The organism is Sunxiuqinia rutila (assembly GCF_050589705.1).
GTDB lineage: Bacteria > Bacteroidota > Bacteroidia > Bacteroidales > Prolixibacteraceae > Sunxiuqinia > Sunxiuqinia rutila.
The window spans coordinates 245,639-257,424 of sequence record NZ_JBNGOT010000005.1 but is presented as its reverse complement, the minus strand read 5'-3'; the positions used below and the strand labels follow the sequence as shown (position 1 = coordinate 257,424).

General features: G+C 42.0%; 9 protein-coding genes. 5 read left to right on the top strand and 4 right to left on the bottom strand.

The window, feature by feature from the left end; translation table 11 throughout:
• Positions 1–77 precede the first annotated feature (77 nt).
• From ACRD6K_RS08200 to ACRD6K_RS08190, 3 genes are all read left to right on the top strand, one after another.
• A complete protein-coding gene (locus tag ACRD6K_RS08200; RefSeq protein WP_430972863.1) occupies positions 78–1,112 on the top strand; it encodes a LacI family DNA-binding transcriptional regulator in 1,035 nt (344 codons plus the stop codon).
• A 429-nt stretch (positions 1,113–1,541) separates the two neighbouring features.
• Positions 1,542–2,234 (top strand): sensor histidine kinase, encoded by a 693-nt coding sequence (locus ACRD6K_RS08195; protein ID WP_430972862.1) that lies wholly within the window; start codon positions 1,542–1,544, stop codon positions 2,232–2,234.
• Complete coding sequence (locus tag ACRD6K_RS08190) at positions 2,224–3,318, top strand: response regulator (RefSeq protein ID WP_430972861.1); 1,095 nt, start codon at positions 2,224–2,226, stop codon at positions 3,316–3,318. Before ACRD6K_RS08195 ends, ACRD6K_RS08190 begins: the two co-directional genes overlap by 11 nt.
• 87 nt (positions 3,319–3,405) lie before the next feature.
• Here the strand turns inward: ACRD6K_RS08190 and rny are convergent, their stop codons facing one another.
• From rny to ACRD6K_RS08175, 3 genes are all read right to left on the bottom strand, one after another.
• Positions 3,406–4,956, bottom strand: a complete 1,551-nt coding sequence (rny, locus tag ACRD6K_RS08185) for a ribonuclease Y (RefSeq protein WP_299576951.1) — start codon at positions 4,954–4,956, stop codon at positions 3,406–3,408.
• Between the two features lie 117 nt (positions 4,957–5,073).
• Positions 5,074–5,367 (bottom strand): cell division protein ZapA, encoded by a 294-nt coding sequence (locus tag ACRD6K_RS08180; protein WP_299576949.1) that lies wholly within the window; start codon positions 5,365–5,367, stop codon positions 5,074–5,076.
• Positions 5,368–5,382: 15 nt separating this feature from the next.
• A complete protein-coding gene (locus ACRD6K_RS08175; protein ID WP_299576947.1) occupies positions 5,383–5,676 on the bottom strand; it encodes a hypothetical protein in 294 nt (97 codons plus the stop codon).
• Between the two features lie 142 nt (positions 5,677–5,818).
• Between ACRD6K_RS08175 and ACRD6K_RS08170 the strand changes: the two genes are divergently transcribed.
• Positions 5,819–7,528, top strand: coding sequence for a M23 family metallopeptidase (locus ACRD6K_RS08170; protein ID WP_430972860.1), 1,710 nt, complete (start codon positions 5,819–5,821; stop codon positions 7,526–7,528).
• Positions 7,529–7,674: 146 nt separating this feature from the next.
• Positions 7,675–8,562 (top strand): ACP S-malonyltransferase, encoded by an 888-nt coding sequence (fabD, locus tag ACRD6K_RS08165; protein ID WP_430972859.1) that lies wholly within the window; start codon positions 7,675–7,677, stop codon positions 8,560–8,562.
• A gap of 59 nt (positions 8,563–8,621) precedes the next feature.
• Here fabD and ACRD6K_RS08160 read toward each other — a convergent pair whose 3' ends face one another.
• On the bottom strand, positions 8,622–11,621 hold the full coding sequence (locus ACRD6K_RS08160; RefSeq protein ID WP_430972858.1) for a PEP/pyruvate-binding domain-containing protein: 3,000 nt from the start codon (positions 11,619–11,621) through the stop codon (positions 8,622–8,624).
• Positions 11,622–11,786 lie beyond the last annotated feature (165 nt).

Below are 11,786 nucleotides of genomic sequence, written 5' to 3'. Positions count from 1 at the left end.
AAAAATAATTATCATATTTGTACATTGATTGCAGCCAAAAGCAAATGAATAGCAGCATTTCATCCGATTCAAATAAAATGGATAAAAAAACATCAGTCACCATTCACGATATTGCCCGGGAACTTAAGATTTCCGCTTCAACCGTATCCCGAGCCTTAAATGACAACCCACGGATCAGTCAAGCTACCAAGGACAAAATTAAAGCCTTGGCTCTGAAGCTTGGCTACCAACCCAACACCATTGCCTCCAACCTGCGAACCCAAAAAACGCATACAATCGGCATTGTTGTGCCCCTTATCAATCGGCATTTTTTCTCGGCATTTATCAGCGGTGTTGAAGATGTGGCCTTTGAAGCAGGTTATAATGTTATTATCTCTCAGTCGAAAGACCTCTTGGAAAAAGAGAAAAAAATTGTGCATTCCTTGTTTTCAAACCGGGTCGATGGCTTAATTACCTCGCTCAGTATGCAAACCAATGAATTTGACCATTTCCAGCTATTTACGAATAAGAATATTCCATTGGTCTTTTTTGACCGAGTAGCCCCTGATTTGAAAGCAAACAAGATTGTCATTGATGACTTTTCCTGCGGTTTTAAAGCAACCCAGCATTTAATTGATCAAGGTTATAAGCGTATTGCACACCTAGCCGGACCAACCGTTCTCAATACTTATCATGACCGGATGGAAGGCTACAAAGAAGCACTCCGTAAGAATAATTTAGCCGTGGAAGATCAATTGATCATTTGCAACCGGTTAACCCGAATGGATGGACAGCAGGCCATTCAACAATTATTGGCTCTAAAAAACCCACCGGATGCGGTATTCTGCGGAAATGACACCTCTGCATTAAGTATGATTGTGTACTTAAAATCACAAGGCATTCGCATTCCTGAAGATTTTGGAATTGTGGGATTCAGCAATGAGCCTTTCTCGGAAGTAGTTACCCCCTCCATTTCTACCCTTAAACAACCCGCACAGGAAATGGGGGCCAAAGCTGCACAAATGCTTATTCGCGAAATAGAAAATAAAACGACACAAGACTATCAAACGATAACCCTGCCAAGTGAACTTGTTGTCAGAGAGTCTTCACTGCGCAATAACGACACAAAATAGCGACCATCCTTGCTAAAACTATTTTTAACCTACAATGTTAGACAGATACAGAGCTTCCATTATTTTGCAGATTTTCATAAAATAGAAAAATACCTGTATATCACTTCGCCGTCTTTAAATTATTAACAATCTGTTAACCATTAAATAACACACTTAAATCCCTCCTGATAAAAACATATTTCGCCTTGTTGTGTTTATTTAAATAATTTATAAAATTATTTAGAATGCATGTCTTGTAAGGCCAATTTTGCAGTTCATAGGCTGAGAGACGGCTTTTTGAGGCTGAAACACGCAGTTCATGAAATAAGTTACTAATTATTACCAATTAAAAGCGAATATGTTTTAACTTGTAGAGGATATTCTAGTTCTTTAAAAGAATAAGATTATCCATAACACAAGAAAGCAATTAGCACAAGAACAGGAGACAATATGGAATATTCTTCAGATCAGAATATAGGTCAAATTATAAGTTCCTTATCGCATGAATTAAGGACTCCGCTAACAATCCTAAGCTCTAACCTTCAATTACTGAAGAGCAGTAATCAGAACTTGGATCCGACTCTACGTGCTGAAACTTTTCAGCTATGCGAAGAAGCCCTGACCGCTGTCTCCAGATTTCTTGACGATATTCACTTTATAAACCTTTCAAACAAAAATGAACTGAAGCAAACCCCACAAGATGTTGACATCAATCAACTAATTGCGAAGGTTCTCGAATCCAAGAACACCTGCTTTTACAATTCCAACAGGATTCATGTTTTCAGCCCGTCGGAAGCATTGGTATTCAAGACCGATGAAACATTATTAACCAAAGTCATTACCAATTTGCTTAGCAACGCGTATAAGTTCTCGGCGAAAGAAATTGCACTGCGAGTTAGCAATGGTGCAAACCAGTTAAATATTGAAATACAGGACCAGGGTGTTGGTATTCCGGCGGATCAAATTGAATTTATTTTCATGCCTTTTTACCGGTGCGAAAATGTAAAAATGCTAAGTGGAACAGGCTTGGGATTATCTGTTGCCCAAAAAGCAGCCAACTGTTTGAATGGTGAAATAATAATTGATAGTACTCTTTCAAAAGGGACAACTGCCAAACTAAAAATTCTTTCAGATGAACGCTAAGAAGATACTGATTATTGAAGATGATTTAGCGTTGGGTAAGACGCTCCGAAATGTATTGAAGATTAATGACTACGAGGTTGACCTGGCCGAATCTGGTGCCGAAGGTATTCAAAAAGCCTATGAATATTGCCCCGACTTAATTTTGTGCGATATAAACATGAAGCCCATTGATGGCTACCAGGTATACAACATACTAAAGGATAGCGCATTAACCAGCCGGATTCCGTTTATCTTCATTACCGGAAGATCGCAGCTGAATGACATCCGCTTTGGACTGGAACTTGGAGTTGACGACTACATTGTAAAGCCATTTGACAATCAAGACTTACTAAAATCAATTAAGGTAAGACTTGAGAAGTACGAAAAGCTGGTCAATATCGGGAAGAATGACTACAAAGCCCTTCTGAACCTGTCACCCAATGGTGTTTTTGTTTTTGATGGCGAAACGATTTATGAAACCAATCAAGCTTTTCTCAATCTATTGGGCTTATCGGAGGCCGAGGTCAAGAAAATATCCTTCAACCAACTGATTTCAGACAAAGAATATCAGAAAGTTGAAAATAAAATAATGAAATGCGCCAACGGACTGCTGGGTAACTTCCGTGAAGAAATTGAACTTAAAACGGCATCAGGGACAAAAGAAAAATTTGTCTTGCATGTTTCCCCAAGTCAAAAATACAATGGTTTTACCCTTTTGATCGGCTTGCTTGCCCCCAAAGAGCAAGAGGGGGAATCAGCTCAGCTCGAATACAAAAAACTGGTCAACATACTGGAAGAAGAAAAAATCTATATTTCCGGCAACTTGGCTAATAAGCTTCACCAGGCCTTTGATGCCTCCGTATCTCACAGTCCCCATCAACAAAGCACCTCAACCATGGTGGCCAAATCGGTGTTCTCCAAAAGAGAACAAGAGGTACTGAACTTGTCCTGCAAAGGTCTTCCGATTAAAATTATTGCCGACCAACTTTCCATTTCTGACCGGACTGTTGAAAAACACCGGGCCAGTCTGATGGAAAAAACCGGAGCCAAAAACATTGTCGAGGTCATTATCTACGCCTTAAAAAATGATTTGGTGGAAATCTAAGTATCAGTATACAATATCCGATAAAGCAAAAAGCGGGAAGTGATGATCACTTCCCGCTTTGCTTTTATTCTGTATCAGAAATTTTCTCTATTTGGCGTAGTTTACAGCACGTAGTTCGCGAATGACTGTAATCTTAATCTGCCCCGGATAAGTCATCTCATCCTGAATGTGCTTAGCAATATCGTACGATAATTGCTCTGACTCTTTGTCCGAAATCTTATCACTACCTACAATTACCCGTAACTCACGTCCGGCTTGAATAGCATACGTTTTCAGAACTCCAGGATAAGACAGTGCCAAATCTTCCAGTGCTTTCAATCGCTTGATATACGATTCAACCACTTCGCGACGAGCTCCTGGTCGGGCACCAGAGATGGCATCACATACCTGAACAATAGGAGCCAATAAAGTTTGCATTTCAACCTCATCGTGGTGTGCTCCAATCGCATTACAGATGTCTGGCTTTTCCTTGAACTTCTCAGCCAGTTTCATTCCCAGTACTGCGTGTGGTAATTCCGGCTCATCGTCAGGCACTTTACCAATATCATGCAGCAGTCCGGCACGTTTCGCCCATTTTGGGTTCAAACCTAACTCTGAAGCCATAATGGCACAAAGGTTAGCTACTTCACGCGAGTGTTGCAGCAGGTTTTGTCCATAAGATGACCGGTATTTCATCTTACCAATCATGCGAATCAATTCAGGATGCAGACCATGAACGCCAAGGTCAATTGTTGTCCGTTTACCGGTTTCAATAATCTCTTCTTCAACCTGCTTTTTCACTTTTGAAACAACTTCTTCAATGCGAGCCGGATGAATTCGACCATCCGTAACCAACTGGTGCAAGGCCAAGCGGGCAATCTCTCTTCTTACCGGATCGAAGCCTGACAGTACAATGGCTTCAGGCGTATCGTCCACAATGATTTCAACTCCGGTAGCTGCTTCAAGAGCACGAATATTTCGTCCTTCGCGACCAATAATCCGTCCTTTAATTTCATCGCTTTCAATATGAAAAATGGTAACTGCATTCTCAATAGCTGTTTCAGTAGCCACTCGCTGAATGGTTTTTACAACCACTTTTTTCGCTTCTTTGTTGGCAGTCAACTTAGCCTCTTCCATAATCTCATTGATATAAGACATGGCATCTGTCTGGGCCTCACCCTTCAACGACTCTACAAGCTGATTTTTAGCTTCTTCAGCAGACAACCCAGAAATTGCTTCCAGCTGCTCAACCTGTTGCCGATGCATTTTATCCAGCTCCTCTTCTTTTTGCTGAACCATGTTTAACTGGTTGGTGAGATTTTCACGAATGGCTTCAACATCTTTCTTAGTCAGTTCAAACTCTTTGACTTTTCGCTGCAGTTCATCCCGACGTTGCAAAAATGCATTTTCCTTTTGCTTAAGCTTATTTTCAATCGAAGCAACCTTGTTATTCTTCTCGTTGATAAACTTCTCGTGCTCGGTTTTTAACTGCAAAAACTTTTCCTTCGCTTGAAGAATTTTATCCTTCTTGATCACATCGCCTTCGACTTCGGCTTCCTTTATAATTTTTCCTTTCTTACTTTTCAGCGCCTTATCCCATAAGAAATAGGAAACAGCTCCTCCAAGCAGAAAACCGGAAATAATGTATATAATTTCCATAGTTCAATTAAGTATTACTTTATATATATATTAAACAAAAAAGCCAGCCTATGGATTCGATCCCAAACATTTTTTTGGGATTGAATCAAAAGCGGGCTTCAACGATCTTTATCTCTTCTATTGGTGTACCGACAAATAATCACCTAATACTTCATTAAGTTTCTTAATTTCTTCAATAAACGGAGATTCATCTGCTCGATTTTCCAACTCTAAGTTCTTCAGTACAAACTGAAAGGCAGTCATAGCAAGAAAGTCTTTCGAATCATGGTCTGCATATTTTTTCTTGTATTGAAGAATTATATCATTTAGTATTTTCGCAGCTTTCCTGTACTTCTCCTCCTCGTCCCTAACAATGGTCAACGGATAAATTCGTCCATCGATATTGATATTTATTGAAAGCTTATCTGTCATTTATCTCAGTATTTGCTACACATTTAATTGAGCAATACACCTGTCAATTTCCCGCACTATTTTTGTTATCGTCTGCTTCGCATTTTGCTTTTCATCATCCGAAGCAGTAAACGTCTTAGCTAATTTAAGACTTTCGTATTGTTTAACCAGCATTTCATTTTCTTTGCGAATCCTCGTCAATTCATCCTGAAGGCCTTCCAACTGATCTAAAAGTTGTTTATTCTCGTTTTTCAAGCTATTTTGCTTGTTGATCAGCAGCCTGAGTCGCACTTTAAATTCATCAATCAAATATTGATCTTGCTCGGTCATTCCTGCGTACTTTCTTGGACAAAATTAATATTTTTGGCCGATAGTTAATACGAAGATAGTTTTATTTTGCTTATTGCAAACTGCCGTACAACAAAAATTCCATTGTTCGGTTTTAATCACAAACCATCTAATGATTTAATTTATGTCTACTCGCTTTTTGATTTTGTTTTTATTGCTTTCAAACCTCATATACGCACAAGCGCCTGCGCCAGAAGACTTTCACACTCCTGTGTCAATTCCCATCAAATTATCGGGCAATTTTGGCGAACTGCGCTCCAACCATTTCCACTCCGGGATTGACATAAAAACTGAGGGGAAAACCGGACTCCCCATCTATGCGGCAGCTGACGGAGAAGTTTCACGCATAAAAATCTCGCCTTCAGGATTTGGCTTGGCTTTGTACCTGGATCATCCCAATGGGAAAACAACGGTTTACGCACACTTGTTAAGTTTCCGGGATGACATTCAGGCTTACGCAAAAAAAATACAATACGAACGTGAATCCTTTGCCGTAGATCTTGCGGTTCCTCAAGGAACCTTTCAGGTAAAAAAGGGAGAATTGATTGCTCACAGTGGAAACAGCGGAAGCTCGGGAGGGCCACACCTGCATTTCGAAATCCGGGATACCGAAAGTCAGAAACCGCAAAATCCGTTACTTTACAAATTTCCTGTTATTGATGACATGAAACCTAAAATTCTGGCTGTTGCCATTTATCCGCTTTCGGAAGATGCTCATGTTTACGGCAAGCCAGACAGCCGACTCATTGAGACGGTGTATTATGATGGCGCTTACCACTTAAAAGGTAACCCGACCATTCCTGTTTACGGCAAGGTTGGCTTCGGCCTGCAAACACTGGACTACCTCAATGGCAGTTGGAGCAAGTGCGGGGTTTATGAAATTAGCCTTTCCGTCGATCAACAGCCGATTTACTCCTTTCGACTTGATGAGTTCAGCTTTGACGAAACCCGCTATTTAAACAGCCATATCGATTATGCCCATTACCGGCAGCACGCACGACGAATCCAAAGAAACTGGGTGGAGCAAGGCAATAAGCTAAGCAACTACCCCACCCTCGAAAACCAAGGCATCGTAAACTTGTCGGATGGACAATCTCATCAAATTAACTATGTTGTGAAGGATGTTTATGGTAATAAAAGCACCCTTGCTTTCCGGGTGAAATCGCGGGCAAGCGCTCTTGATAAACCGGAAAAAAATGGGCCTTTGATTTCATTTGATGAAGAAACCATTTTCGAAAAGCCTGGCGTGGAAGCTCACTTTACTGCCGGAACTTTTTATTCTGACTTCAACCTGGAATATGCAAATAAACCGGCCAATAACCTTTACTACTCGCCACTGCATAAACTACACAACGACCGGCTGCCAGTGCACCACTCGTACTTATTGAAAATAAAGGCGGATGAACTACCAGACTCGCTTCAGTCCAAAAGCCTAATTGCAGTTATTGATGAAAAAAGCGGCAAGAAATGGTCGTTAGGCGGGGCATACAAAGATGGCTGGGTAACGGCCCGTATCCGGCAGATGGGTACTTTTGCCATCAGTGTGGATACAGTGGCTCCAACCATTCGTCCTCTCAGCATTCAGGGCAGAAAAAGCCTGACCGAGAAAAACCGCATTCGGTTTAAAATAAGCGATGATTTTTCAGGCATCGACAGTTACCGGGGAGAAATTGATGGCCAATGGGTATTGTTTGAATACGATGCCAAAAACAGTCTGATTACCTATTCTTTTGACAAAGACCGTTTTCAGTTTGGCAAGCAACACCAACTCAACCTGACGGTTACAGACAACAAAGGCAACGCGACCAAGTATGAAGCCACTTTTTACCGCTAAGAAGAAAACTATTGAACATTCAATTTCAATAGTCGATAAGAAGTATTAAAAAAGTCAAACTATTTTTGTTCAATTACTTCAATAACCTTTTGCGCAAAAAAAAACGTTTTAACTTTGCCGCGATTTTAACTTAAACAGAGTTTAATATGAAAGCATATGTATTTCCAGGGCAAGGTGCCCAGTTTCCGGGAATGGGGAAAGACCTGTACGAAAACTCGCCTGTTGCCAAAGAATTATTTGATAAAGCCAATGAAATACTTGGATTCAGCATTACCGATATCATGTTTAACGGCACTGCCGAAGACCTGAAGCAGACCAAAGTTACCCAACCAGCTATTTTCCTGCATTCCGTAATTTTGGCCAAAACATTGCCTGATTTCAAACCTGAAATGGTTGCCGGTCACTCATTGGGTGAATTTTCAGCCTTGGTTGCCAATGGAACATTAAACTTTGAAGATGGTTTACGCTTAGTGTCACAACGCGCCCAAGCCATGCAAAAAGCCTGCGAACTAGAGCCATCAACCATGGCTGCTATTGTTGGACTGGAAGACGCGATTGTAGAAGAAGTTTGCGCTTCTATTGACGAAGTTGTTGTACCTGCCAACTACAACTGTCCCGGACAGTTAGTAATCTCCGGATCGATTGCTGGTATTGACAAAGCCTGTGAAGTTTTAACCGAAAAAGGAGCCAAGCGCGCCTTAAAACTCCCAGTTGGCGGAGCATTCCACTCACCACTGATGGAGCCTGCCCGTGAAGAACTGGCTGCAGCCATCAAAGCCACAAGCTTCACCCCCCCTAGCTGTCCGGTTTACCAAAATGTGAATGCGCAACCGGTTAGCGATCCTGAAACAATCAAAGGAAACCTGATCGACCAGCTGACAGCTCCTGTAAAATGGACCCAAACAGCTCAAAATATGATCAAAGACGGAGCAAGCTTATTTACAGAAATTGGACCGGGCAAAGTATTGCAAGGCCTCATTAAGAAAGTTGACCGCCAAGCTCAAACTGCCGGCGTAAGCGCTTTTGAAGCTTAATCCAAGAGATTAAAAAGACTTTAAAAAAGGCTGTCCATTTCATTATTGGACAGCCTTTCTTATTTTTCATCACTGGGTTCTCCCAAGCTAATTAAAGCCTGACGGTTTCGCCCATCCATCAAAATGCTCAAATCCTGGTCAAACCGAACATGCTTAACATACTTCAGAACCTCAATCACCGGCTGTTCGTTCAGCATGTCAATATTTATTTTCTCATCCTGCGAAGCATGTTTTACCGAGAAGTAGCCAACATTCATGGAGGTTACATTGTGAAAAAAGTGAGACCCCAGCGACCCATCAAGCGGAAATTCGGGTAAGCCCATTTCAACAATAATCCGGGCACGCGATATTTGTGACCACACCACAGGGATGCCGGTAAACGGATCCTTCGTTCCCCAGCGTCCGGGACCTATCAAAATGTAATCTTTGTCTGCTGCATCCAGTTTCTTATTCATTTGATGAATTTCTCGGGCAATCTCCTTGGTGCTCATTTTATCAAAGGTTTCAGGATTCACAAAAATCACATCGCGAATACCCAAAATCTCACCGTTGCCCATGCCCTGCTTGGCAAAAAGCATCACTTTATCCTGCTCTACCTGCCCCAGATCAATACTAAGTGTTTCTTCCCGACGGATCAATGGCTTAATTTGAAGCAAGTGAAATGTTGGCAAACCATCAGACCCTTTTTCCAAATCAACGGCATATTCCATTTCCACCGGCGATCCCATAGCCTCGCGAAATAAACGCAGCAAAAAGCGCAAGGTATCCGCCAATGGAATGTAGTTGTACTTCAAAATATTGGCAAAGTCAATTACACGCGGCCCCTTCATACTAATTCCAGGCACCAGGTCGTCGTTTTCAAAATCGTACACCGAGGCACAGTGTTGAAGCAAGCCATCATTTTCAGCTTCCTTAATTTTGAATTTCTTAATGGCTGCATCTTCCCCATTGCTCACAATGTTGACATTGGGCTGCGACATGTCCAGCGCATAAAATTCCTTTTGCGAGTCGCGCACCTGGTCGCGCACCAGTGTCGGGTTGATCATCGGATATTTAGGGCAAAACCGAAAGGCCTGCTCGCCACCAACCACATACATCCCCAGACCAACAGCAGCCACCGCAAAACCATCTTCCGGTTTCATATGAGCCACCGGATAGTAATTGTAGGATTGAGCAACTCCGCTAATGGAAGGATAAAAACGCTTATTGTGCTCATGGCCAACCACCTTCTGAATGATAACGGCCATCTTTTCCTCTTCAATTTTATAGTTCACCGCATCAAAATAAGAAATGGCTGACTCCGTAAAGATACTGGCATACACCAGCTTAACGGCATTAATCAACTGCTGGTAGCGCACGTACTTATCCGGGTGATTATTGGGCAGCAAGTAGGTAGAATAAACGCCCGAGAAAGGCTGTAGCAGCGAATCTTCGAACAAGCCGGAAGAGCGCACAGCTAAAGGTCCATGCATCACTTCGACATACCGGAACAACTTGGCTTTCAACCCCTCGCTCAAATGCGACTCCAGAAAAATCGATTTGATATGTTCGTAATCATTGTTGCAATAAATCTCCTCATAAAGATTGTTGAGTTCCAAAAACTTATCGAACTCGATGGCTCCGATAACCGCCGTTGCCGGAATGCGAATATTGATGTTGGGAATAATCTTCTTAAAGTCAATATTTTCAATGAAGTTACTCATAAAGGCCATACCACGTCCCTTGCCTCCCAGCGAACCTTTTCCCATGCGTACAATGTAATGGTCGCTGTCAACAATGGCCGAATCAAAATTAATGATACGGCCGCGCATCTTCTTCACCCGCACTTTTTCAAACACGTCCAAGCAGAAATTACGCAACTCTTCGGCACTATTAAAATCTTCAAAGCGATAGGGCAACAGTTGCTCGGCAATATTAATTTCGCCCCGGGCCATTAGCCAGGTTGAAAATGAATTGCGTTTGCCGTGATACGACAAGGCTTCATCAGGAATCAGCTTAAACATTTCTTGAAACTCCTGAAGGTTGCGGGCCACCATAATGGGATTTCCCGCCATGTCTTTAAACACAAAGCTACCAAAGCCCAACCGTTTGTAGATGAAATTGTGAATGTCCATCGACAAACTTTCCGAATTTTTATTGATGAATTCAGCACCTATTTCACGGGCACGTGAGGCATTGTTCACATCGTGACTCTGCAGCAGGAAAGGTACCGGAAAACGCAAAATCTGTTTCACATACTTGAGCAGCTCAATGCCCGCCTCCGGATCGTCCACCCCATTGCGGGTAAACCGGACGTCGGAAATTACGCTCAAAAGATAATCGCGGTATTTATTCAGCATTTCGATGGCCTCTTCATAAGTACTCACCAAAATAACTTTGGGGCGAGCCCGCATTTTCAAAATCATGTGCAGGTCGTCAGTCGATTCATCCTGAACCAGGTTTTGTGTCTGGGTCATAATGTTGGTATACAACATAGGCAGGTAGCGCGAATAATACTGGATTGAATCTTCCACCAGCAGCAACATGCGCACATTTCCATTGTTGATGTCCGCTTCGATGTTCTTCTTATCCTCAATGTACTTCACCATTGCCAGGAACACATTGGAATTTCCGTTCCAAACAAACACCCGGTCAATTGACTCAAACTGGTTTGCTGCTTCCTGAAAATAGCGCAAATCGCCGTTGTTGTTTACCAACAGAAGAATGGGTACCTGGCTGTTCGCATCATGGATAACATCAGCCATTTTTACCGGAATATCCTTGTCCACCCCTACCATAATGATTACCAGGTCGAAGTCGCGCTCTTTCATCATTTTTAGCGCATCTTCTTCGGAATTAACACTGGTAAAACGGGGATAGGTGTAAAGGTTCAGTTGCAAGAACTCACCAAAAATCTTATCGGTAAACTGTCCTTCCCGAACAATGGAGTAACTATCGTACAAAGTGGGCACCAGCAAAACCTCTTTCACCTTGGTAGGCATCAGTTCTTCAAAAATATCCCGATCACTCTTTTTGCGCTTATAAATCGACGAAAGAGATATGCTATCTAAATTATCCATATGACTATTTTTCTGAACTCCTGTGTAATCATTACTTCAAGAGCACTGGATACCAACATCCAGTAAAACCAGAAGTTCCATTCGCTACATTATTGAACGTTTGAAATTAGGTAAAATCCGGTTGCCCGCAACAAAAAAAGGGGATGAACAGCCCCTTTTCTTAAA